Origin of the sequence: Flagellimonas maritima (genome assembly GCF_003269425.1) — a bacterium.
GTDB classification, from domain to species: Bacteria; Bacteroidota; Bacteroidia; order Flavobacteriales; family Flavobacteriaceae; genus Flagellimonas; species Flagellimonas maritima.
The window spans coordinates 3,468,069-3,491,900 of record NZ_CP030104.1 but is presented as its reverse complement, the minus strand read 5'-3'; the positions used below and the strand labels follow the sequence as shown (position 1 = coordinate 3,491,900).

Here is a 23,832-nt window from a genome sequence, read left to right as displayed (position 1 = left end):
ATTTTTTTGATTGGTCCGCATTTAAGATTACTTCAATAAAAAGTAAATCTTAAGATGAAAAAATACTGTGTGCTTTTTGTATTGGTGTTTTGCATTTCCTGCAACTCCCAAAAAATCAATCATTCAAAATACGCGAAGACAAATTTTAATGCCAAGACCATGAAACTTATCGATGGTAATTGGTTCGATGGAAAAAAATTTAAAGAGCGGCCGGTTTGGTTAAAAAATGGACTTATGTATTACAAAAGTATTGAAGAAGAAGTTGATACGGTCATAGATTTATCGGGTAAATATGTGATTCCCCCGTTTGCAGAGGCCCATAACCACAATCTTGAAAGTGATTATAAATTGGATGAACGCATTGCCCATTATTTGAACCATGGAATTTTTTACGTGAAGCTTCTTTCATCTATTAAAAAGCGAATCGATCCTTTGATGCACAATTACAACAAACCGGACGGTTTGGACATCAGTATGGCACATGCACCACTAACGGCCACTGACGGACACCCAATCGCTCTGCGAAAAAAATTTCTAGAATACGGCCATTTTGATGGATTGTTCAATTCTATTGAAGAAATCGAATATCATGGCTATGTAATTATAGATGATTCATTGGATTTAGAGAATAAATGGGAAAAGATACTGTCCTTTTCGCCCAACTTTATAAAAATCAATCTGCTGCACTCAGAAGAATATGCAAAACGAAAAAAAGATACTTCCTTTTTTGGAAAAAAGGGGTTGAATCCAAAATTGGTCCCTGATTTAGTAAAGAGGGCACATGCGTCCAATTTAAGGGTCAGTGCACATGTAGCAACTGCTCATGATTTCCATGTTGGCGTCAATTCAAATGTTGACGAAATTGCGCATCTTCCGGAAATACACAATGGAAATCCAATTGCAATGGAAGATGCGGTCATGGCCAAAACAAAAGATATTACAGTGGTTACTACCATTTCGTTGGTCAAAAAAGATAAAGGGAAAGAAAACTATCAGGAATTGGTGGAAAATGTAGCCGCAAACTTAAAAATCCTTAAAGAAGCTGGTGTTACACTCGCAATAGGGTCGGATATGTACAATGACAATTCAACTGAAGAATTCAATTTTTTACATGAACTGGATATATTTACCAACCTAGAACTTCTTACAATGTGGACAGAGCATGCTACGAGTACTATTTTTCCAAATCGGAAAATAGGAAAATTAAAAGACGGTTATGAAGGCAGTTTTTTGGTACTGGACAAAAATCCGCTAAGCGATATTTCAAACATTTATCAAAGAATAGTACTCAGAATAAAAGAGGGTGTCATCTTAAAATAATACCCGTCACCCTGAACAGGTTGTAGGGTCGCACGAACAGAAAGAGGACAACGGGGATGGGATTCCGAAACAAGTTCGGAATGACGAAGGAACACACCACTTGTTTCAGGGTCGCATACTTAAAATCGGATGAAAACAGGATGAAAGCTGTTGGACCCCTCCTGCGGTTGGGCATGAATTCCAAGATTCCTGTTTTAAATTGCTCAAAAGTTTAAAACCTTGGTTTTTACACACAATTATTTATACAAGATATTTCATTATCATCCATTTTGATTTATCTTGAACGAATGAATTTTAATCTGGGCAAGGTTTCTAAGCATATCATATTCTGGTCGTTCTATCTTCTATTGTGGAGCGTACACGACCTTAATTACAATGTTGATATTCTGGAAAATATAAAGACGAACGCGGTTCCCTTTGTTTTTTATGCCTTATTGATATATGCCAACCTGTATATCCTAATTCCAAGGTTATTATTGCGAAAAAGAATCGCAAGCTATCTATTGCTGCTGGTTTTAAGTATTGTAGGGACAACTTTGATTACATCAAATTATTTTGCCTTTTATTTTGAAAACGTCACTGTGTCGACATCGGAATTTTTTGAATCCATACAGGGGAAAATTGCAGTTCTTACGGAAGTCATTATATCCTTATGCCTATCCATGACCTTGTTCCTGATAGATGAATGGTACAAAAAAGACCGGCTGATCAAAAATTTGGAACAAAGGCAGCTAAAATCGGAAACAGGCTTACAGAGCAACCAAATCAATCCGCACGTTCTGTTCAATTCTTTGAACAACATTTACACCCTATTGAACAAAAAAGGGAATCCCACTAATGTACAGGACTATATTTTTATAAAGGCGGACGGAATGGTGGTAAAGGTCTTTGTGGACGACATAACTTTTGTGGAAACGGCAAGCGATTATATTCACATTAATACCGCCCAGAAGGAGAAATATTTGACCTTGGTCTCTCTAAAACATATCATGGGCGAGTTGCCAAAGGAAAAATTCATTAGGGTACACCGTTATTATTTAGTGGGCATAGACCATGTCACAAAACTGGAAGGGAATTTAATTTATATCGGGAATATCAAAATCAAGATCAGTAGGGTGCTTCGCAATCAAGTGTACAAATCCATTATCGGTAATAGACTCATAGAACGCTAAACAGGAATTCAATTACAACAATCACAATATCAGAAAAATTAAGAGCCAAGAATCAAGACTTTTTTATCTTGGCCCTTGGCTCTTAAAGCAAAACGATTCTAAAACTGATATTGGTTATTACTCAAAACAGTTCGTTTATAGGATGCTTCTATGCATTTACAGATAAGCCAGCAAAACTTCATTGCGGGATTTTTTCCTGAGAATACGGATGGCTTTTTCCCTGATCTGTCTTACGCGCTCCCTGGTTATGTCAAAAAGTTCGCCTATTTCGCTCAAGCTCTTTGGGTTTCGTTCCCCAAGACCGTAGTAAAGCCGTATAATTTCACTTTCCCTGCTTGGGAGTGTGTTCAGTACTTGATTAATATCGGTTTTAAGCGAATCGTTCATCACTTTGGCATCTGGGCTGGTTGTTCCCTTTGATTTTATCACGTTGTACAAATTGGAGGATTCCCCTTCCTCAAAAGGAGCGTCCATGGACAGGTGCCTTCCAGAATTTTTCATCGCCAGTTTTACCTGGGCGGTACTCATGTCCAATTCCCTGGCAATCTCAACCGCACTGGGGGGACGTTGGTACATCTGTTCCAAAGAAGAGTACACTTTCTTTATCTTGCTGATTTCGCTGATTTTGTTCAAGGGCAACCGCACCATACGCGATTGTTCGGAAATCGCCTGTAATATTCCTTGGCGAATCCACCATACGGCGTATGAGATAAATTTGAAGCCCCGTGTTTCGTCAAAGCGCTGGGCCGCTTTCACCAATCCCAGGTTTCCTTCATTGATCAGGTCGGAAAGCCGTAGACCGTTCCCTTGGTATTGTTTGGCTGCGGAAACCACAAAACGCAAGTTGGCGTTTACTAATTTGTTAAGGGCAATTTGGTCACCATCACGAATTTTTCTGGCCAGTTCCACTTCTTCTTCTGCGGTAATCAAATCAATTTTTGATATTTCTTGAAAGTACTTTTCCAATGATTTGGTATCCCTGTTCGTGATTTGTTTGGTAATCTTTAATTGCCTCATATATTTCTTTATGTTTAAAGTTATGTTCTTATAAACTAATATTTTTTTGCAGAAATCCTAGTAAAAAGGGATTTTCTTTGAATTTCTTTTAAATATTTTGTGCTGAAAGGTGATAAAACAGTAGAATATTTTGTTACGAGGCTTTGCATACCTGAGAAAGAACGGATGCTGTTAAACTTAATAAGGACTTATAAGTGATCTGTATAAAAAGGCTTTCTGGCCTTCCTTGGTAAGAACATGCGTCCAATCTTTGGTTAGGCCCATTACCGTCACGGAATCCCTTCTGACCAATTCACCGACTTTTTTTGCTTTGGACGAGTTGGATACCCTCAAATTGGCCTTTCCGGATGAGATGATACCATTTTCCAGTGGAATTGAGGCAACTAGGTCAAAATCACTGATCGGCTCTTGTTTTTTTACAAACGGCAGAGGGTCTACTGCTCCACCGAACCTTTTATAGATTCCAAAATGTAAATGTGGGGAAGTGGTTTTGGCATTTCCAGTATTTCCAACAAATCCCAAAGTATCCCCTATCTGTACCCTCTGGCCCGAACGGACAGCAATACTGTCCAAATGTGCATAATACAATGAATTGCCAAAAAGTCCATCAGAAAGCCAGACCTGTTTACCGCCCAGGCCACGCTCGCCTACAGAAGAAACACTGCCCTTGACAACGGCAATTATGGGTGTACCCCGTTTGGCAAAAATATCGATACCCTTATGGGAGCGAGTGCCTCCACCCTTGGGAGCGCCCCAGAAACTTTGGATTGAACGGTTTCCTTTCCCAAGAACAGGGAAAGCATAGCTTGGATTTCGCTTTGCGAGTATTTTAAAATTTGAATATAGCGAGATTTCAGGTTGAACCAAGATTTTATATACTCCGGATTTCTTAACATAAAATGAGATGGATTTTTCGCCAGGTCGATTTTCAATGATTTTCTTGGATTGATTCGGTTCAGCGGGGGTCCAATCAAAAACATCCAAGAACACCTTCTCATCGATTGAATCGGTTTCAACGCTCAGCATAAAGTTCTCTCCCTCTTTCAATATAACAGTATAGCTGTGAACGGTCATGTTCGCCGGTCGGAACAATCCTTTTTCCAGATAAGGCAAGGCAATTTGAAGGCTATCCCGCAAGCCTTTTTTAAAGGCCCGTTCCCATTTCGGAAAAATAACGGTGTCCCCTTCAAAATTTCTTGCATAAACCTCCCGTGCCGAGGGCCTGGTGATAAGATCCGTGGCTTCCGTCAATTTTTTGCAGGAGACCACGGCTATAATCAAGATGATAATGATACAAAATTTACGCATCGAGAGCCAGTGAGACCTTATACGGATAAAGTTGGGAACGATAATTTTACACCATCCGTCCAAATGGGGTTCAGCTTTTTAAAAAATCTATTAAAATCGTGTTAAGCTCCTCCGCATGGGTGATGTTCAGGCCGTGCGGACCGCCCTTAATAATTTCAAACCTGTTATCTGAAATGCCCTTCGCCGCTTGTTCGGCCGAAGTTGCGATGGGTACAGTTTCGTCGGCATCGCCGTGAACGATAAGCGTGGGGACGGTAACGTTCTTGAGTTCTGGCCTAAAATCGGTATGCATCCAAGCGAGTGCGGCTTGGATGGTGGCACGGGGCGAGGCATGCGAAGCTATAATAAAGTCATATTCCAATTGTGCCTCCGATATTCTATCCGTATTGCCGTCATAATTATAAAATCCCTTATGGAAGTTTTTCAAAAACCCGACACGGTCGTTTTGTAGCGCTTCCTTAATGTCATTGAGCGCTTCCTCGGGCACACCGTTGGGGTTATCATCTTTTTGCTTGACCAAAGGAACTATGGAGCTAATCAATGCGGCCTTGTCAATACGTTCGGTACCATAATCTGTCAAGTAACGAACGACCTCCCCGCCGCCCATAGAAAAACCGACGATTACACACTCCTTTAAATCAAGCTTTTCTATAATGGTGTTCAGATCACTGGCAAGTGAAGAGTAATCATAAGCTTCCCACGGTGCGGAAGAAATCCCAAATCCCCTACGGTCGTACGAAATGCAGCGATATCCTTCCTCCACAATTTTCCAGACCTGTTGTTCCCAAGACTTTTGGCTAAGAGGCCACCCATGAATTAGGATTACGGGTTGCCCTTCCCCATAGTCCTCATAAAAAATATCAACGGGTTCCTTGGCTGTTTTATTTGTTATAAATGGCATATCTGTTTGTTTTTATACAAGATACAGCCATTGGACAATATGTGGTTAACGCATTTGATCATAAAACGTGTGCAATTGATGAATTTAATTGTAGGGAGGTAGAAGGTGGTAATGTCCGTGCCTACTAATTGGATTTCTGATTGTGATATTATTTTCCGTGGTATGGCGAGCCGAAGGGATAGGAGGGGAGTGACACCGAGAAACGAAGTGCATGAATTCCTATAAGAAAATAATTGGCCATGAATAAATGTGTGTGGAATAGGATTATGTTATTAATTTAAAAATAACTCATGAAATTAATCTTATATGGATATTGATAATTTCATAAATTCGTTTATATGGAATTTATTGACTTGTACGCTGGTATTGGAGGTATAAGATTTGCCTTTGAAGCTCACGGTAACGATTGCGTGTTTTCGTCTGAGTGGGATAAGTATTCTCAAATTACCTATAATGCTTTTCATGGAGAGATACCCTTTGGTGATATTCATGAGATTGAAGATATTCAAAATCAAATACCTAATCACGATTTATTAACTGCTGGATTCCCATGCCAGCCTTTTTCATTAGCTGGAGTTTCAAAAAAAAATAGTCTTGGAAGATTGCACGGTTTTGAAGATGCAACTCAAGGGACAGAGTTTTTTAAAGTGAAAGAAATATTACGAATAAAGCAACCAGCAACTTTCCTTCTTGAAAATGTGAAAAACCTAAAAAGCCATGACAAGGGTAAGACCTTTATTACCATTTGCGAATCGTTAACAGAAGTAGGATATACTTTTAAAACTAGAATCATCGATGCATCACATTGGGTACCACAACACAGAGAACGAATTTACATTATTGGTTTTAGAAACGATTTAAATATTGCGGCCGAACAGATTGATGATTTATTTCCAGATCCGCCAGTAAACAGAATCTATGAATTGGAGGATATTATTATTCCTGAAGTAGAAATAAGAGAAACACACGGAGATAAATATACTTTAGGACTTGGGACTTGGAATGCTCTCCAAAGACATAGAAACAGACATCAAAGATTGGGAAATGGTTTCGGTTTTAATATGATTCAAATGCCGTTTACAAATAACATTACGAGGACAATGTCAGCAAGATATTATAAAGATGGAGCCGAAATATTAATAGAACAAAACGGTCAAATCCCAAGACGTATTACTCCACTTGAAGCTTGTAAGTTGCAGGGTTTTCCTGAGCGATGCTATGATTTTTTTGATGGTACATTACCACAGCCAGTATCGGACTTACAGGCCTACAAACAATTTGGAAATTCAGTAGCTTTTCCAGTTTTAAATGCAATTGCAGGTAATTTGACTAATTTTATTGAGGAAAACCAACTACTTCAAAGAGGTGACGTCCTCAACGCGATATAAATAATGAGTATTTCTTCCATAATCGAAATCATAAAGAATTCTAAAGAAACCTTTGTAAAGTTGGTTTCTCCAAATGACGCTGGCGTAACTGGCACACATCAAGGAGGAATCTATTTACCTAAGAATTCAATTGACATGTTCCTTGACACACCTGGAATAAAAGGTCAAAATAAGGATAAATTTATAACCATAGATTGGTTTGACGATACTACTTCAAAAAGCAGAGTAGTCTATTATGGCAAAGGTACAAGAAATGAATATCGAATCACTCGTCTAGGTAAAAAATTGAAAATCAATGACTTAATTGTTTTAACAAAGTTCGACGATGATGAGTTCAAAGGGTTTCTCGTAGATGAAACCCAAGTAGCACAGTTTCTAATGGAATTAAATTTAAAAATAAACGAAATAGATAAAGGAATCGTTTTCAAAAACAACTTAAAAAATGAGAGCAGCCAAAATCTAATTCGATTTGAACGCGAAATTGCGGCTACTTTTAAACCGAGAGCAAGATTATTAATACAACTTGGAGATCAGTTAATTAAAAATGAAAGTATTGCAATTGTTGAGCTAGTAAAAAATTCTTACGACGCAGATGCAAACATTGTAAACATTTATATGGAAAATGTTGACGATGATGAAAATGGCATAATTATAATTGAGGATGATGGTTATGGCATGTCTTTAGAAATTGTTACTGATGTATGGTTAGAACCTGGCAGCGATTTTAAATCGAAAAAAATTGAAAACCTTGAGCTTACCCCTAAATATAAGAGACTTCCAATAGGAGAAAAAGGCATTGGAAGGTTTGGCGTCCATAAATTGGGAAATACAATTGAAATGACAACAAAAGCAGTAAATAATAATGAGGTTTTTGTTAAAATAGATTGGACGGATTTTAATGATTACAAGTATTTAGAGGATGTTCCTATAACTATTTATGAAAGAGATTCTCCACAAATATTCAAAGGCAATAAAACAGGAACCAATATCGTAATAAGTAATCTCAGAAAACAATGGGAAAGAGGTATAGCTAGAGGAGTAAAGAGATCTATCACAGCTTTGGTTTCCCCTTTTGAAGCAATTGATTCCTTTAAACCCAATTTTGATATAATTGATAAGCCCGGTTGGTTTGAAGGACTTTTAGACTGGAAAAAAATTAAAGAATTCTCTTTATTTCATTTCAAAGTGACCATTGAAGGAAATCGTATAACTAGTTTTCTTTACGAGTTTACCCCTTGGCAATCGATGCCTAAAATTTCTCCTACTAAAGTTGATATAGATGATAAGATTGTAAACACCTTTATAGGATTGGAAGATGCAGACGGAAGGTCATTTTCCTTAGGAGAACATGAAATCGGGGAAATAACATTTGAAGGTTACATTTTTGAATTAGATGCCTTCGTACTAAAAATGGGAGTTTCAGATAAATCTGGCTTTAAAAGATATCTCAAAGAAAATGGTGGAGTAAGGGTATTCAGAAATGGATTGAGAGTTTATGATTATGGTGAACCTGAAAGTGATTGGTTAGATTTGAATTTGAGAAGGGTAAACCAGCCAACAAAAAAAATTAGCAATAATATTGTTTTGGGAGCGGTCTATCTAAATCGGCGGCAAAGTTCAGATTTAATAGAAAAAACAAATAGAGAAGGGTTTGTAGAAAATAACGCGTACAAGGCATTCAAGGCATCTATATTACATACTATTGAATTAGTCGAAATTCTACGCTACAGCGATAAAGCTCGTTTAAAATCTGTTTACGGTCCAACACCAAAATCTGCACCTGTAATGCACCTTCTGGGGGAAGTCAAAGAATATGTGGATAGGAAAATACAGGATGCAAGTATCAAATCTGACTTGACCAAATATTTGGTAAAAATCGAATCAGATTACAAGAGAGTTACAAATAACCTATTGAAAGCCGCTGGGGCAGGTTTGAGTATGAGTGTAGTCATACACGAGATAGAAAAAATAATTGCTGAAGTAGCAAAGGTTATACAGGCAGAAAATAGTTCGGAAAGGTTAGTGAAACTAATAAAGCACCTTTCCTCCTTAATTGATGGATATTCTGAAATAATTAGCGAGTCAAGTAAATCTCATGAAGATATTAAAGATATTATAGTACAAGCTTTATTTAATACTGAATACCGGTTAGTATCGCATGATATTAACGTTATTAGGCTATTTGAAAGTTATATTGGTTCGACTAAATTAAAAATCGCAAGAAATTTATTGATTGGCAGTCTCATGAACCTAATCGATAATTCGATTTTCTGGTTGGAAAAAGCTGCAAAAGGAAATCAAAATCTAGCTAAAAAAGTTCTCATTAATCTAAGCGAAGATGACAAACATATTTATATAATTATTGCTGATAATGGCACAGGGTTTTTGATACCAACAGAAGACATTGTTGAACCTTTTGTATCTGCAAAACCAGGAGGAATTGGGTTAGGTTTGCATATTGCAAGTGAAATTATGGAAGCACAAAATGGAAGGTTATTTTTCCCAGATTGGGGTGATTTTATCATGCCTGAAGAATTTAAGGATGGTGCAACTATAGTCTTTGAATTTAAAAAACAGTTATGAGCATACCTTTAAATGGCAGAATCGCGATAGTTGAAAATGAACTCAAAGAAGCACTTCCATTAATGAAGGCTTTTTCGAAGAACCAAATACCTTATGTGTTTTATAAAGGTGACGATGCCACTTTCCTCCCAGATGAAAATTCTAGATTTAATGATATAAGAATTTTATTTCTTGATTTAAATTTAATAGATAAGGCTAAACCATCGGTCAAGCAAGTAAAGTCAGTTCTATATGGTGTACTCAAAAAAGTAATTTCAAAAGATAATTATCCATATTCAATTATCTATTGGAGTAAACAGGAGAATGATTATTCCAATTCATTAGAAGAACTTTTTCAGAAAGAATTGAAAGATAGAGCTCCCATTTCCATTGAGCGATTTATCAAATCCAGTTTTTTTACCTTAAGTGGTGAAAAAATAATAAATAATCTTGACTTGTTTAGGGAAATTCAGAAAGTCCTAGCGAAAGATCCAGTATACGGGTATCTTCTAAATTGGGAAAACAACATTCATATTTCGGCAGATAAGACGCTCCAAGAAATATTTAGTTCGTATCACAACTTTATTAATTGGTCACATAATGCAAATCATTTAGTTAACAAACTGGGAGTTAGTTATGCAGGGAGCAATACATATAACACTTCAAAACCGGATGTCAAACTGAAAAGTAGTTATAGTGCGTTGAACATTGTTTTTAATGATACAGTTGAAAACTACACAAATAATAGCGAGTTAAAGGACGTTAAAGAGCTGCCTGTTCCAAAAAGCGCTAAAGATTTGGATACAGTCTATAACATAAATAAGAAGCTTTTAATTTCAGATGAGAAGAAGCCATTATCTTATTCGGGCACCGTTATCGAAATTTCAGACAAAAAATTGAATTCCAAATTTGAAAAGTTACTGGATAACATTTTACAAAAGAAAGCTAAGAAAGCGGATATCATTAAAACGTCAAAAAATATTTGGTTAAACGTAACACCTTTATGCGATACGGTTCAGGGTAAATATATCCATCATAGAATGATTAACGGGTTACTAGTTGAAGAGGAATTCTGTAAATCTAGTGCGAAGATATTTTACAAGAACGAAGCTGTATTCATATCGCCATCGTTTGCTTATGATGGCAAAAATTATTCAATTGTTTTAGATTTTAAGGAATTTTTCACAAAGGATGCTTTGGGATACTCAAAAAATCGAAAGGCTATTTTTAGAGTAAGACAACAGCTTTTAGCGGAAGTTCAATCACGATTAGCAAGACATGTTAATAGACAAGGTGTATTATTCCTTGTCTAATGTTGAAATACAATTCCTTGGTTAAACGGCCTAAGAGAATTTTGGTAAAACAATAGGCGAGGGGAGCGGCCATATCTAGAAAAATACGAACAAGTAATCTATAGCTTCTTAATTGCTGAACTGGTCAATCCAGTAAGTTCTTTGATAGTATCATCATCATAACCCTTGGCCTTCATTTTCTTAGCAATTTCTAGCTTATTGTATTTAACCGCCCGTTTTTTCTCGGTATCAATTTTCCATTGCTCCAATTCTTTCTTTTCGGGTCCCATAATTTCAAACAGCCCGGATTTTTTAAGTTCGTCCATAATGCCCAGATCGGCAAAACTGGCATAGTCGGTCTCGGTAATGATAAGATGGTCCATAATCCCAATATTGATAAGTTTCCCCACTTTGAGCATATGGTCCGTAAATTCCCTGTCGCCAAGCGAAGGGGAAGTGGAACCGCTGGGGTGGTTGTGCACCAAAATAAGCTTTACGGCCAGTTTGTAGATGGCCATTCTAAAGACATCGGGCGGGTCCGTGTTGACACGGTTGACCGCTCCAAGGCCAATAAGCTCTATAAAAAGTATCTTATGGTCGTTGTCAAGGCCCACCACCCAAAAATGTTCCTGGTTTCTACGTATTTTGTTCTCCCGCATCAATATCTGCTGCATAATGGCATAAATATCGTTGGAGTTGAGGATTTTTATTTTTTGCTCTTTGGTCAGCCGTACGTTCATGTTTCAAATATACAATTTGTAGGTAATGGACAAATGCCGTTATCGGTAACGGGAGTATTTTATATCTTAAGAAATACCTGTTTTCTAAGTTTTTCGGTATCGGTAGGGTTGATTGTACACTTTTTAAGTGGGCGTCACTAGTAGCAGCTATACGAACAAGGCCATTTTTTTTTAGTAAAAAACGTATTCTTATGGTTCTCAATATTAATATCGATTTTTCCTTCAACAGTGTATCTATCTACATCAAATTTAAAAATATAGTCCCAAATGATGATTTTCCCATTTTGTCTATAGCTACGACTTTTAAAATGTTAGAGTTGATTATATTCATGAATTTTACTATTCTGGAAAGAGACCGATTACTAGGGCATTTAAAAACTGATAATAGGCTAGGGCAGAATAGCCTAATTAATAGTCCTATTAAAGTGGTTTCAAATATTGAATATTTATGAAACACCAAAAAGGTTTACAAAACCTAAAAGAATACTTCAATTAATTTTGTGATTATTCAATCCGCCAATATTGAATCAATACTTTGTAAGGTTTGAGACCCCCCCCTATATTCAATATCTCCATTGGAATTAATAAGAATAAACGTAGGATACGAACTGATTTTTAAATCTCGGATTAACTTTGGATGAGTACGGCCTTTGGCATCACCCTGAATATAAGCATGGTTCCAATTTAAATTGCTATCTCTTATATAATCCAAAACATTATCCAAGCTTTTATCGTAAGCTATACTTACTATGCGCAATTTATTCTTATAAGTATCATTTAATCTTATCAAATCTGGAGTAAGAGCTATACAGGGAGCACACCATGTACCCCAAAAATCTAATAGTACAAACTCATGCTTGTCTAATAGATATTTTGTAGAAATGGTTTTGTTGGATACAATGTCGAAGAACTGTAAATCTTCAATTTTCTCGCCCATTCTATAGCCCATTCGATTCTGGTTGCTCATATTCAGCCTATTCAGAACGATTTCTTTTCCATCAAAGTCCAACTTTTTTATATAGAAAAAATCATTTGCGATCTTAATTGTGTCTTCAACTTTATATGGAAAGAAAGTTCCATTTTTTGTTGGATTGGGAAAGGCTTGTTGTCTTTTAGAAATAAGGATGGAAGGATTTCCAAGAAAATTACTGCTCAATCCTATTTTATAATCAATCTTTTGATGTTTAAAAAATCCCTCCCAATGCTCATTAATAACACCAACCAATTTGTATAATTCTCTAATGGAGTCTTTAACAGGATGTAAATAACCATAATAGGGTATTGTTTGGATATAGTAAAAATCATTTATAGTACTGTCCCCTTCAAAGTTTTCAGCATATACCTTAAGAATTGGAAAGGAATCTTGGACGCCCAAATCATTACGAACTAAATATTTGGACTTCTGGGAGGCAATAATTAAGGAATCATCACTAAAGCTATAATTGTTGTTGTTGTCGGTAATTATGACTTGATTATTTCCTTTATACCCATTAACTGCATATAAAAAATTCTTTAGGTCAATATTGGAAGGATTGTTGTTCTGCTTGGACTTTTTATGCAGTTTCAGTCTAAAAAGAGCTAGTGAATCAAGCTTGGGAATTCCATTAATAAAATCAGGTATAGTATCGACATGTTTGAATGGCATGTTTACTCTTCTAAAAGGCTCACTTCCAATCTTTTTTTCAATGGAGACGACTATACTTGTCTGATTTTCCTTTTCTCTACAGGAAGCCAACAATAATATTATTACAATCAGAAGAAAACCTTTCATAAAAGTAAGATACAAAATAGGTAGATTGAAAGGAATTTCATTGTTTAATTTGCAAAATTAGTTTGGACAATACTTTATTTGTGCAATAAAAGGTTTTTTATATTTATTCATTTTTTTAGATTCATTAATAGATGCATCGACTTCTAATCCGAAGGACTCAAAAGTTTCATATATAGATAGAAGAGTACCGTAGTTCTGATGCCCACAAAGTCTTGACTTTATAAGTTTAAATGGGATATTGATATTTAAGATAGTTAATAGTCTATAAGTAACCTGCAAGCTATTTTCCGAAATAAGCTTGTTGATTATATAGCTAGTTAAAATTTTAATCATAGAAATAAAAGTATTCTATGAAAATAAATATTTAACATGAAATAACTGCCAAAACATTATCAAAATACCCCATAGTGTTTTACATAATACAATGTTTGTACTATAATGTTCTGCGTTATGTAACTTGAGCTTTGGAAAAGCAAAGTAATTGGTAAAATACCCTATTTAATTTTTCTTTTAAAAACCTCTCTGCAAAAGGTAATGAAATCGAGGAATGAGATTAGGCACTAGCCAAATCACATTTTAGATTCATGAATTCCTTTAAAAAACAAATAACAAGCAATGAATAAACTCTTATTAACTGACCGACGATAGGAGGGAGGGCAATGTGTGTGGAATGGGATTTTACTACAAATCTCAAATTCCATTCGTACAGAATTGTTAACCAGACATACATTCTCAATAATTAGGTAAGAAAAGTTTGATTAAATTGGCTTCAAGAATTAAAAGCCTATTTAGCAATCTTAGTTTGAAGTGGTTTAAATACTCTTCTTCTTCTTTACAATTTATTTCCCTCAATTATTTTATTTATTAATCGTTAAATCCGGTAAAATGAAAAATCAAGTGAAATACCTATTGGGAATAGTAATAATGGTTTCATTGTTCGTTCAATGCAACCCTAAAGAAAGTAAGCCCGACGATGGTGCCGGCAGCGATGTTTGTGAAACACGGGAACCTCTAAACACAGGAAAAATAGACCCAAAAACGGTAGAGGGTGGGAAATTCCCGGCTTATGAAATCGAATTTGATAGTTTGAATGAAGAAACAAAACCCTACTATGTTCCTAATGGTCCTATTCGTGGTAACCTCAAGCCATCGAATCAAGAATTCAAGGTAGACAAATATGATGATAGTACCACCCAAGCCGTTTCTTTTGAAGAGTATGATGAAATTGACGATGCTCCCAATATAAGTGCTATGCTCCCTGAACCTAGTGTAGCAGAGAATGGACAAACTATAATGACTACTGGAAATACCTGGATGTCGTTATCTTTAGATGGCGGACAAACATTTAATAGTGTAAACCCCACTACTATCTTCCCAAATGATTATGGAGGTCTTTGTTGTGATCAGGTACTTCAATATGTTTCAGAATTCGACATTTTCGTTTGGCTGTTACAATATCGGACGTCAAGTGGACAAAATGCTATCCGAATAGCCGCTCAAAAAACGCAACAAGTGATAAGCTCGAATGGGACTTCCTGGACCTATTGGGACTTCACAAATGACGCTTTAGCTCCCGCTGGGACCCTTGATTATAATGACATGAGTTTCGGTAACCAATTCTTGTATTGGACAAGTAGTATTGGTGGTGGTTCGAATAGGTATGTGATTCGCGTACCTCTTCAAGAGCTTGCTGCTGGTGTAACGGTGAACTATCAATTTACCGGAAGTACAAATGCATTTTGGTCTCATGTTTCCCAAAATGGGTCCAATGCTGTATTTTGGGCAGGTCATTCTGACAATAGTACTATGAAAGTTTATAGTATGCGTGATAATGAAAACTTCTACAGCTGGCGAGATGTAGCTATTAATTCCTGGCCCAATAATACAATGTCCTCTGTTGCCGCTGATGGTAATGATTGGTTAACTGATGCGTCTTGGAAAACTTATGTAAGGGCGGCAACAGTGAGGGAAAACAATGTGATTTTTGCTTGGAATGCATCTAATAACAGCAACTTTCCTCAAACTCACATACAAATTGCCGAAATTAATACTTCATCATGGAGTTTGGTGAATCAAATGCAAATATGGAACCCCGACTTTGCTTTTGCTTACCCTTATTTTGAAACGAATAGAAAAGGACAAATAGGAATTATTACGGCGTTTGGCGGAGACATATACAATTCCAGTAGTGGAGTTGGTGTATGGGGAGATTTTGTTATCTATTACCCCAGATTGAGCTCAAGAAGCTATACTAATTATGGCCATTATCATACAACCAGACGCTCAAGTTCAAATCCTGAAGAATGGGTTTCAGCAGGTTTTACGTACGAAACAGGCAGTACGATTACCCCATATTATGTTAGGTTTAAACATTGAATAATATCGACTACTGAAAGAGGAGGTGTTTTCGTTTAATTCACGCAGTATTTGACGTAATTGCAAAAATATGAATCCAAGTTAGGATGCCTCTGAATTCATTGAATATTTGAAAAGATTCCCTGATAAAGTACATGCTATATTTTATCTTCAAACTGCGATTTGATATAACAACAAATTATGTTTCGTTTTTGAAACATAATGTTCTGCGTTATGCAACTTTGCTTGGGAAAAGCAAAGTTTTCTTCCACGATTTCCCTGCAAATTTTTTCTTTTAAAAACTTTTTCTCGAAAGGAAAGGGAACACTTATTAACTGACCGACGGTAGGAGGGGAATGACACCGAGAAACGAGGTGCATGAATTCCTATAAGAAAAATAACTGGCCATGAATAAATGTGTGTAGAATTGGAATCTTAAAAATAGGCCCATTTGTTTGGAAGATTTTTTGGAATTCGCTAAATTACACCAATAGTATGATTATTTAAACAAATATAATATGGCAACTGTTCGAAAAACGGTAACCTTTACCGAAAAGCAGGATAAATGGATAAAAGCACAAATTGAAGCTGGAGAGTATACTAACGATAGTGAATATTTAAGAAACCTTGTACGTCAAGACCAAGCTAACAAAGCCACGCTCCTTTCACTTAAAACTAAACTCGTTGAAGGTCTCGAAAGCGGTATTAGTGACAAATCGTTACCTGAAATTATGAAGGAGGTCGAAGCACGAATGCGGCAAGATGGGCAGCTATAAACTTTCTGGCAAAGCTGAAATTGATTTGGCTGAACTATACGAGTTTGGCATATACAAATTTGGATTACCCCAAGCGCAGAAGTATTTTTATGGTATGCATGAAGCATTTGAAATACTTGCCGAAAATATAGATTTAGGTCGAGATGCATCCGAATTCATTACTGACTTGAAAAGATTCTCATATAAAGCACACACCATATTTTATCTGCATATGGCAAGTGAAATTTTTATTCTTAGAGTGCTAAGTCAGCGCATGGACTATGAGCGTAATCTTCAAAACGGCTAGGAATTCGTTCAAATTACTTATACTTATCGCTATTTGATATAACGTCAAAATAGAATTATAGCTTACGAATATGAACAAACTTTCCAGTAAAACGGCTTTGACATAATTGTACTATAATGTTCCGCGTTATGTAACTTGAGCTTTGGTTAAAAGCGAAAGTTTCTATATAATTTCATTGATTTTTTCTTTCTAAAAACTTTCTTCACAAAAGGTAATGGAATACTCTTTGCCCAAGCGACGATAGGAGCGAAGTGGTAATGTGTATGGAATGGTTATTAACTAAAAACTTACTACCATCTCGTCGTTTAATGTAATTCAATACTTGTTAAAATTTGTATCTTGAAAATTCTTAGATACTAACTATTATTATAAAATGCAGATAGAAAATTTACTTAACAATTTACCTTCAGTCTTAAGGAATTTTCTAAGAGGTGGTAGTTATAGGTTTTTAATTGGATATTTAATTTCTAGAGCTCTTCTTGAGTTTGGTTTATACTTCGCTCGAGAAGATGTAAATCAACTTTATGTATATATTATCGAATTATCCGGCAAATACTTTGGTGGCTTAATTATATTACTACTTAAAATTTTTGTGTTCACAGATAATTTATGGGTTTTTGGGCTTATAATTTTATTCATCGGAGTTCTTATGTATCTGAACCATAAAGAATCAAAACTCAGACATTCATCTTCCAACAATGCTTATGATAAACCTATGATTTCTGAATTTTATGTCGAACGTAAAATTGATAAAGAATTATTAAAGATAATTCGAAAGAACCATGTTCTTTTACTTACTGGAGAATCGTTTTGTGGTAAATCAGAAATTGCTAAAAGAATAGCTTTACATTTTGCTAAAAAGGGCTTTAACTATAAAAGAGTAGATAATTTCAGGGATGCTGAAAATTTTTTAAGTCTTAAAGGGGAAAAAAGAATTTGTTTGATTGAGGACCCTTTTGGTCATAATTTTGCAAATGAAAGCCCTAATGAATTTAGGAAACTGCAAGAGTTGGCAAAAAATCATAATCCTAAAAACAAAATAGTAGTAACTACTAGAAAAGAAGCTTTATTTTCTATTAAAGGGAGTAAAATATTATCTGATTATAATTTAAACAGTCATAAATGGAACGACTTAACAAATTCTAATTCAGTTTTTCTAATAAATATATGGTCAAAATTTAGTGCTGATACTGGGGTACTACCCGAAAATGTTCAGTCTATGACCGCAGCATTATCGAAAGGCATAAACCTACAAGTTGGACAGTTAATTCATCTTTCAAATATTCAAGAATTACAGGAAACTACTAAAACTCAAGCTGAACTTATACACCTTGCTCAGGTTGATGCTCATGAACTTAGTGAAGCTATTCTCAAGATTCCTAACAATACTTGGATTCTTGTATCACTCCTTAGTTTGTCTATAGATACTTATAATGGTGCGTCTAATGGAGACATTGCATATATATTATCGGATATCGAGAATGAGTTAAGCCTTGTAAAGTACTCTTCAGCTTATGGAAGATTTTTAGTAGAAGACCGAAGTGATGACTTTAAGTTTCCAACTTATAGCTCAGGGAATGATGGTCATATAAAATTTAGTGAAGAATTATCATTTTTAGAAAAACGAGGTTACATTAAATTTATAGAAGACAAATACGTTTTTTCTCATCCTCAATATATAGAAATAGGCAAATATGTATTTAAAGGTCTGAGCACTCCACAACAGAGAAAAATTCTTCCAAGTATTTTTAAAATATTTACTTGTCTAAATATCGAAATGGCTCATGTAGGCGCAAAATCTTTGGACTTTATTTACAACAATATAAACCCTGCTCATCATGAAGAAATAGTTGAACAAGCCTTTAAATTATTCGAGGACAGCTTTTTCCCGAAAGTAGGTGATGAAAGTTTTCTATTCCTTTTAAATAATTTTAAAAATATTCAAGCAAAAGAATTTCAAGAGAAAATAATGTATAGACTGGAATCTTTGGATGAGAAGGCAGGAATTCATTTTCATGAAAACGAACCAATTAAAACAGGTAATTCAAGCGGTCTTAGGAACTATTTTGTTGAAATGTCAAAAGAAAGATATCAAGAGGTTTGTACGCTCATAGATAACAAACAAAATGTTAGTCTGGAAGAAATCTGGGAAGCCTTAAAACTTGAAAAATTTAATAAATATACAGGGAATCTTAATATTGGTCTTATTGAAGTAAGTTTAAGAAGTAACGAAGTATTTATTCGGAATCTAGCGGCTTATCTTTTTTTCTTGAAAGAAGGAGATTCTGCAAATGAATCTTTAAGAGAAACTATCATGGTAGACCGTCATCCATCTGTTTTATTTAATGCTTTAAAGGGTTTTTTCGAAGGTTTGCCAAATTATGAAGAAGAGATTTATCAAAAATGCCTGAGTTTTTTCAGAAATACCATTGTAGAGAATTTCATTTTTTGCGTTAGGGCTAGCAACCTGTTAACAACCTTTTCTATAGACTATGGCCCAGAAAGTATTGATTGGGATAGACTGAGTGCTGAAGGCAAAATAAAAACGTGGTTTACTTGGGGAGAATTATTTCCACATTTCCTTAAAACATTTCCGCATAATGTTAAGTTCCCTCATACACCAAGGTTCGCAAGTACAATGGAGGATTCAAGGTCATTTGTTACAGCAGGGCAAGGACTTAATATAGCTACAAATCTATTCGATTATGTAGAAGCAAATTTACATCGTCGTTTATTCGATGGGTTTGAGCTAGGTATAATAGATTTTCTAGTCGATACTACAGCGGAATCCCCTAATATTCGATTTACTCTGTTTAAGAGAATTTTCTCAGTTCATGACACAGGATTTATTACTTATTCACTTAGTTGGTTATTAGGAAGATGGGATAAGATTACAAATGAGGAGAAAGAAGTGATTTATAGTTTACTTGAATCTGAACGAAAAGACTTAAGATGGATAAAAGCAGTTGCGATAACTGGTTATTCCGAACCGCCAAAGGAGCTACAATCAATTATTTTAGGTAAAGAAAACTACTTTAAATATTCTAAAAAAGATTTTATAGAAAAAATGAATCCAAGCCTATTTATTGATGCATTAACAATATTCTCTGGTCATCCCCAGCCGATATGGTGGTATGGTTACCATCATTCAGGTGAAAAATGGTCTAAAATCCTGAAATATATTTTAAAGAATAATATTTCTGAAGGATTTATAATTACTCTACGAGAATATTTAAATGATATTGTAAATGGGGCAACACAGCATCGATGGGGTAAAAAGTGGAAGGAACTTTGGATAAACTTGATAAAGAACCACCAAGATACAGACAGATTGGCCTTGGAACTGTTAATTATGATTTCGAAGTGTACGTGTAATTTTCACAATACTAAATTTCTCGTGGGTGAATTGATAGATGGCTATGAGAAAAAAGGGAAGGAAATCGATTTTCTTAACTTTTGTATTGCGCATATTGAGGCATTTACCACAACTACTCACAATAGAGATTTAATAGAATTTTTTGAGCATAAGAACTATTTATGGAATAGTATTATACCTAACCTTGATGGTCATAAAGAAATGGTTAGAATTCTTAATGAAATCGATGATTGTGATGATAAAGATGAACAATCTAAACTTGTTGAGTTATTGGTAAAACAGACCGACCAACATCCCGTGCGACTTGGGATTATTTTTGATGCTATCAAAAGACAAATTGAAAAAGGCATAATCAAAAATGAATCTTGTAAACAAAAATTATTGGAGATTTCTAATGATATTAGAGACCCTCAAGAAAAATTTAAAGATAAGTATGATGTGCATTACGATTTGGAAGATTGGAATGGTCTTCATAAAGACTATGATTCTTAACTGCAATTAGAGTCTGGCCTAAGAGAATTTTGGTAAAACAATAGGCGAGGGGAGCGGCCATATTTTAGGGGGCTGGTTACTATTTTTCTTGACAGTTTTATAAGGTTCTTAAACCTTATAGCAGTCTTAAAAGTCACAATGGATCCTAAAATATAGCGACTGAGCCGTACATTGTTTCCAAAATTATCTGTAAGCCTTGATTTTTTTATTTCTTTTTTTATCAAGAAAAAAAGATAAAAGAAACGCTTACAGGTTACAATGATGAAAGTCTATTTGACATAATGTTAGAAGTACTTAAAGAAAAGCTTCAAACAAGACGAGAGGTTAGCAAGGGCTAAGAAATTATCTCGCAGAGTAATTTTTAGCTGTTGCGGCAAGCTGTCGAGAATCTCCTGAAAAATTTATTTTTGGATAGTTTCTCGTAAATCGCATATTTGAAAAGAATCTAAAAGGTTTTGCTTTTTTTGGCGCTGGCCAAGCGTTGGCAAATTGTGTTTAGAAATAAGCGCCATAAAGCGTTTATTTTTAAAAAGCAATCGAGCGATTGGCTGTGCGGCAATTTTACATAACGACTAATTATGAGTACAGACGAAAGGTTTCTCGCTGGGGTTTCTAAGAATTTGAAATTTTCGAAAAAGTTTTTTCTGTGTAGAAATATTAAAGCTACGTAAATAAAACAGCTTGATGACCCTGTTGGTAATTCGCATAAAAGCTATAAACGTGAGGGATATTTTACATAATAGAATTATGACTTACAGCCGTTAAGTACCATTCCAGTAAAACGGCTTTGACATAATATCGCCGATATAGTGCTGCTCCCGATATCTGATATTATATCAAATGCAAGCATCAGCCGTTTTACACATTAGACAAATCTGTATCATAATCTATATTATGTAAAATAGAATAATGCATAACAGCCTCTCGTATGAAAACCCTATAACCTAGCGCAATATGAGAATGGGAATCTTAAGCTTTCGCAACAAAGGTTTTACAGAAGCCCACGTCCCGGACTGAAACAAATTATCATTGGATTGTTTCTTGGTTATACATAATAACTGTGTTCTTGTTTTTTCAATATACGTGGCCAAACCATCAATTGCATTGGAACCTTCAGAAAAAACATAAGAAATTTCATTGCCTTCCTTTATTTTCTCTTTTTGGGATTCCTCTTGTGCTCCACGGACGCTAAAATGTTTTATTCGCTGCGTTGTGAGCTTTTTTAGACTGTCAATCATATCATGCTCATTGGCTTCTGCAAGATTCCCGTATATCCCCAAAGAAATATCCTTGTTGGTATATAGCGTATTATTGTCACCGGTAATAAAAAGATGGCAATCAGTTTCGTTCAACAGAAAGCCTATTAAATCATCGGATAAAAAATTTATCAATTTTGGCTTCTCCTTTCCCAAAACAACAATATCAGGCTTGATCTTATCAATATGGTTTTTGATGGTACTTTTAATATTCCCATAGGACATTTTATATTCAATCGGAACTCCTTCAAGGTCACTCGTTGTACTGATCAGTTTTTCGAGTTTGCTTTTCGTATTACGTTTGTCCTCGTGGATTACTCTAATTGCCGATAATTGATTTTCAGATTTAACGACATCCGTCGGTGCCTTTACATGGAAAACTTCTATGCTCCCATCTATGGCCTTTGAAAGCGCAATGGTATTTTTTAAGGCGGTTTCAGAAGCTTTGGACAAATCCATTAAGACCATGAGTTTGTATGTGGCCCCTGATTTTTTCTGAATCATAGTTTAGGTTTCTATTAGCAGTTGTAAAAAGTGATATCCTTAAAAATAATACTATAACTTTTATAAACTGATAGTTTAACTTTTGATTAATAATTGTAAAGCCATTAAAAAGAGTCTTAAAGGAGCGTTCATTCTATATCCTAAATTCCTTAACTTTAGCTAGGGACCTTTGAAATTTATGCATCGTATGATACAACCTAAAATTGGCTATCCAATCGCACTTTTTGCTGTTGCAGGGATTGCATTGGCCCTAAATCATGGTCCTGTTGCCTCTACATATACCATCGTTCCCCAAGAAAGTACTGAAATTACCAAAGCCGGTACCCCATTTGATAAAATGATGGCCGTCCTTACCCATGAACGCTGTGTCAACTGTCACCCCAACGACAATATCCCCAAACAGGGGAAAGATAGCCACCCCCACTATTTTGGCATACAGGGCGGAACTGATGATATGGGATATGAGGCGACAAAATGTACTACCTGCCATCAATCCGAGAATAACGATTACTCAGGGGTTCCCGGTGCTCCTGAATGGGCGTTGGCCCCTGCCGAAATGTTCTGGGAAGGATTGAACCGTATTGAAATTGCCAAATCGATGATGGACCCGAAAAGAAATGGCGGTAGAACACCTGAAGAAACCATGCACCATCTTACAGAACATAAATTGGTGCTTTGGGCTTGGGAACCCGGTGTGGACGCCAATGGAAAGCAACGGGAACCGCCACCTGTTCCCAAAGACGAATATATAGCCGCGGTAAAGCAATGGTTTAAAGAAGGACATACTATTCCTGCTGAATAAAATTTTATTTATGACGATTTCCTTAAAAGTAAACGGAGTTTTGCACACTATAGAAAACATTGACGAAAACACCCCCCTACTCTGGATAATCAGGGATGTCCTGGACCTGAAGGGAACAAAGTTCGGCTGTGGCAAAGCGGCCTGTGGTGCCTGTACGTTACTTGTTGATGGTGAAGCGGTTCGCTCCTGCTCCTATGCCCTAAAGTTTGCGAACGGAAAAGAGATTACAACGATCGAAGGTCTGGGAACTCCTGAAAATCCACATCCCGTTCAAGAAGCATGGGTCGAGGAAATTGTACCGCAATGTGGCTATTGCCAACCAGGTTTTATGATGGCGACCGCAGCATTGCTGGAAAAAGTACCAAGTCCGACCGATGAGGATATAGACCAAAACATTATCAATATCTGCAGGTGTGGTACCTATTACCGCATGCGAAAGGCCATACATAAAGCATCCGCCATCAAAAATGGAGCTTCCCCTACTCCAACAACAAAGACAACCAATACGTAGTCA

The 23,832-nt window shown here is 35.8% G+C and carries 17 protein-coding genes; 11 read left to right on the top strand and 6 right to left on the bottom strand.

Annotation, left to right across the window (positions count from 1 at the left end; all coding sequences use genetic code 11):
• Positions 1 to 54: 54 nt before the first annotated feature.
• Both HME9304_RS15495 and HME9304_RS15490 read left to right on the top strand, forming a co-directional pair.
• A complete protein-coding gene (locus tag HME9304_RS15495) occupies positions 55 to 1,320 on the top strand; it encodes an amidohydrolase family protein (protein WP_112379443.1) in 1,266 nt (421 codons plus the stop codon).
• Between the two features lie 287 nt (positions 1,321 to 1,607).
• The gene (locus tag HME9304_RS15490; protein WP_112379442.1) at positions 1,608 to 2,492 is read left to right on the top strand and encodes a LytTR family transcriptional regulator DNA-binding domain-containing protein; all 885 of its coding nucleotides are present in this window, start codon (positions 1,608 to 1,610) and stop codon (positions 2,490 to 2,492) included.
• A gap of 156 nt (positions 2,493 to 2,648) precedes the next feature.
• On the opposite strand, the gene HME9304_RS15485 is transcribed toward HME9304_RS15490, so the two are convergent.
• From HME9304_RS15485 to HME9304_RS15475, 3 genes are all read right to left on the bottom strand, one after another.
• Positions 2,649 to 3,509 carry a sigma-70 family RNA polymerase sigma factor gene (locus HME9304_RS15485; RefSeq protein ID WP_112379441.1) on the bottom strand — a complete coding sequence of 287 codons (861 nt, stop codon included), beginning with the start codon at positions 3,507 to 3,509 and terminating at the stop codon, positions 2,649 to 2,651.
• A 177-nt stretch (positions 3,510 to 3,686) separates the two neighbouring features.
• Positions 3,687 to 4,817, bottom strand: a complete 1,131-nt coding sequence (locus HME9304_RS15480; protein ID WP_112379440.1) for a M23 family metallopeptidase — start codon at positions 4,815 to 4,817, stop codon at positions 3,687 to 3,689.
• A gap of 70 nt (positions 4,818 to 4,887) precedes the next feature.
• Positions 4,888 to 5,718, bottom strand: coding sequence for an alpha/beta fold hydrolase (locus HME9304_RS15475; protein ID WP_112379439.1), 831 nt, complete (start codon positions 5,716 to 5,718; stop codon positions 4,888 to 4,890).
• Positions 5,719 to 6,056: 338 nt separating this feature from the next.
• On the opposite strand from HME9304_RS15475, the gene dcm reads away from it, so the two are divergent.
• From dcm to HME9304_RS15460, 3 genes are read left to right on the top strand one after another with little or no spacing between them, the layout of a single operon-like run.
• Positions 6,057 to 7,106, top strand: a complete 1,050-nt coding sequence (gene dcm / locus HME9304_RS15470; RefSeq protein WP_112379438.1) for a DNA (cytosine-5-)-methyltransferase — start codon at positions 6,057 to 6,059, stop codon at positions 7,104 to 7,106.
• 3 nt (positions 7,107 to 7,109) lie between these two features.
• Entirely contained in the window at positions 7,110 to 9,689 is a 2,580-nt protein-coding gene (locus HME9304_RS15465) for an ATP-binding protein (protein ID WP_112379437.1), read from the top strand.
• The gene (locus tag HME9304_RS15460) at positions 9,686 to 10,981 is read left to right on the top strand and encodes a hypothetical protein (protein ID WP_112379436.1); all 1,296 of its coding nucleotides are present in this window, start codon (positions 9,686 to 9,688) and stop codon (positions 10,979 to 10,981) included. The genes HME9304_RS15465 and HME9304_RS15460 overlap by 4 nt, the downstream gene beginning before the upstream one ends.
• Positions 10,982 to 11,079: 98 nt before the next feature.
• Here the strand turns inward: HME9304_RS15460 and HME9304_RS15455 are convergent, their stop codons facing one another.
• Both HME9304_RS15455 and HME9304_RS15445 read right to left on the bottom strand, forming a co-directional pair.
• Positions 11,080 to 11,700, bottom strand: a complete 621-nt coding sequence (locus HME9304_RS15455; protein ID WP_112379435.1) for a JAB domain-containing protein — start codon at positions 11,698 to 11,700, stop codon at positions 11,080 to 11,082.
• 508 nt (positions 11,701 to 12,208) lie between these two features.
• Positions 12,209 to 13,471, bottom strand: a complete 1,263-nt coding sequence (locus HME9304_RS15445) for a TlpA family protein disulfide reductase (RefSeq protein ID WP_112379433.1) — start codon at positions 13,469 to 13,471, stop codon at positions 12,209 to 12,211.
• Between the two features lie 885 nt (positions 13,472 to 14,356).
• On the opposite strand from HME9304_RS15445, the gene HME9304_RS15435 reads away from it, so the two are divergent.
• The 4 genes from HME9304_RS15435 (at position 14,357) to HME9304_RS15420 (ending at position 20,756) form a co-directional block, all read left to right on the top strand.
• Entirely contained in the window at positions 14,357 to 15,847 is a 1,491-nt protein-coding gene (locus tag HME9304_RS15435) for a hypothetical protein (RefSeq protein WP_112379431.1), read from the top strand.
• A 497-nt stretch (positions 15,848 to 16,344) separates the two neighbouring features.
• Positions 16,345 to 16,602 (top strand): type II toxin-antitoxin system ParD family antitoxin, encoded by a 258-nt coding sequence (locus tag HME9304_RS15430; RefSeq protein WP_112379430.1) that lies wholly within the window; start codon positions 16,345 to 16,347, stop codon positions 16,600 to 16,602.
• The gene (locus HME9304_RS15425) at positions 16,589 to 16,888 is read left to right on the top strand and encodes a type II toxin-antitoxin system RelE/ParE family toxin (protein WP_112379429.1); all 300 of its coding nucleotides are present in this window, start codon (positions 16,589 to 16,591) and stop codon (positions 16,886 to 16,888) included. The genes HME9304_RS15430 and HME9304_RS15425 overlap by 14 nt, the downstream gene beginning before the upstream one ends.
• A gap of 373 nt (positions 16,889 to 17,261) precedes the next feature.
• A complete protein-coding gene (locus tag HME9304_RS15420; protein ID WP_112379428.1) occupies positions 17,262 to 20,756 on the top strand; it encodes an nSTAND3 domain-containing NTPase in 3,495 nt (1,164 codons plus the stop codon).
• Between the two features lie 944 nt (positions 20,757 to 21,700).
• On the opposite strand, the gene HME9304_RS15415 is transcribed toward HME9304_RS15420, so the two are convergent.
• Positions 21,701 to 22,516, bottom strand: a complete 816-nt coding sequence (locus tag HME9304_RS15415) for a universal stress protein (RefSeq protein WP_112379427.1) — start codon at positions 22,514 to 22,516, stop codon at positions 21,701 to 21,703.
• Between the two features lie 187 nt (positions 22,517 to 22,703).
• Between HME9304_RS15415 and HME9304_RS15410 the strand changes: the two genes are divergently transcribed.
• Positions 22,704 to 23,318: a hypothetical protein gene (locus HME9304_RS15410; RefSeq protein ID WP_112379426.1), complete on the top strand. Its 615-nt coding sequence runs from the start codon at positions 22,704 to 22,706 to the stop codon at positions 23,316 to 23,318.
• A 10-nt stretch (positions 23,319 to 23,328) separates the two neighbouring features.
• Positions 23,329 to 23,829 carry a (2Fe-2S)-binding protein gene (locus HME9304_RS15405; protein WP_112379425.1) on the top strand — a complete coding sequence of 167 codons (501 nt, stop codon included), beginning with the start codon at positions 23,329 to 23,331 and terminating at the stop codon, positions 23,827 to 23,829.
• Positions 23,830 to 23,832: the final 3 nt, after the last annotated feature.

Excerpts from the sequence above, each read along its gene's own strand:
- HME9304_RS15495 (WP_112379443.1), top strand. The coding sequence starts at position 55 with ATGAAAAAATACTGTGTGCTTTTTGTATTGGTGTTTTGCATTTCCTGC.
- HME9304_RS15490 (WP_112379442.1), top strand. The coding sequence starts at position 1,608 with ATGAATTTTAATCTGGGCAAGGTTTCTAAGCATATCATATTCTGGTCG.
- HME9304_RS15485 (WP_112379441.1), bottom strand. The coding sequence starts at position 3,509 with ATGAGGCAATTAAAGATTACCAAACAAATCACGAACAGGGATACCAAA.
- HME9304_RS15480 (WP_112379440.1), bottom strand. The coding sequence starts at position 4,817 with ATGCGTAAATTTTGTATCATTATCATCTTGATTATAGCCGTGGTCTCC.
- HME9304_RS15475 (WP_112379439.1), bottom strand. The coding sequence starts at position 5,718 with ATGCCATTTATAACAAATAAAACAGCCAAGGAACCCGTTGATATTTTT.
- dcm (WP_112379438.1), top strand. The coding sequence starts at position 6,057 with ATGGAATTTATTGACTTGTACGCTGGTATTGGAGGTATAAGATTTGCC.
- HME9304_RS15465 (WP_112379437.1), top strand. The coding sequence starts at position 7,110 with ATGAGTATTTCTTCCATAATCGAAATCATAAAGAATTCTAAAGAAACC.
- HME9304_RS15460 (WP_112379436.1), top strand. The coding sequence starts at position 9,686 with ATGAGCATACCTTTAAATGGCAGAATCGCGATAGTTGAAAATGAACTC.
- HME9304_RS15455 (WP_112379435.1), bottom strand. The coding sequence starts at position 11,700 with ATGAACGTACGGCTGACCAAAGAGCAAAAAATAAAAATCCTCAACTCC.
- HME9304_RS15445 (WP_112379433.1), bottom strand. The coding sequence starts at position 13,471 with ATGAAAGGTTTTCTTCTGATTGTAATAATATTATTGTTGGCTTCCTGT.
- HME9304_RS15435 (WP_112379431.1), top strand. The coding sequence starts at position 14,357 with ATGAAAAATCAAGTGAAATACCTATTGGGAATAGTAATAATGGTTTCA.
- HME9304_RS15430 (WP_112379430.1), top strand. The coding sequence starts at position 16,345 with ATGGCAACTGTTCGAAAAACGGTAACCTTTACCGAAAAGCAGGATAAA.
- HME9304_RS15425 (WP_112379429.1), top strand. The coding sequence starts at position 16,589 with ATGGGCAGCTATAAACTTTCTGGCAAAGCTGAAATTGATTTGGCTGAA.
- HME9304_RS15420 (WP_112379428.1), top strand. The coding sequence starts at position 17,262 with ATGCAGATAGAAAATTTACTTAACAATTTACCTTCAGTCTTAAGGAAT.
- HME9304_RS15415 (WP_112379427.1), bottom strand. The coding sequence starts at position 22,516 with ATGATTCAGAAAAAATCAGGGGCCACATACAAACTCATGGTCTTAATG.
- HME9304_RS15410 (WP_112379426.1), top strand. The coding sequence starts at position 22,704 with ATGATACAACCTAAAATTGGCTATCCAATCGCACTTTTTGCTGTTGCA.
- HME9304_RS15405 (WP_112379425.1), top strand. The coding sequence starts at position 23,329 with ATGACGATTTCCTTAAAAGTAAACGGAGTTTTGCACACTATAGAAAAC.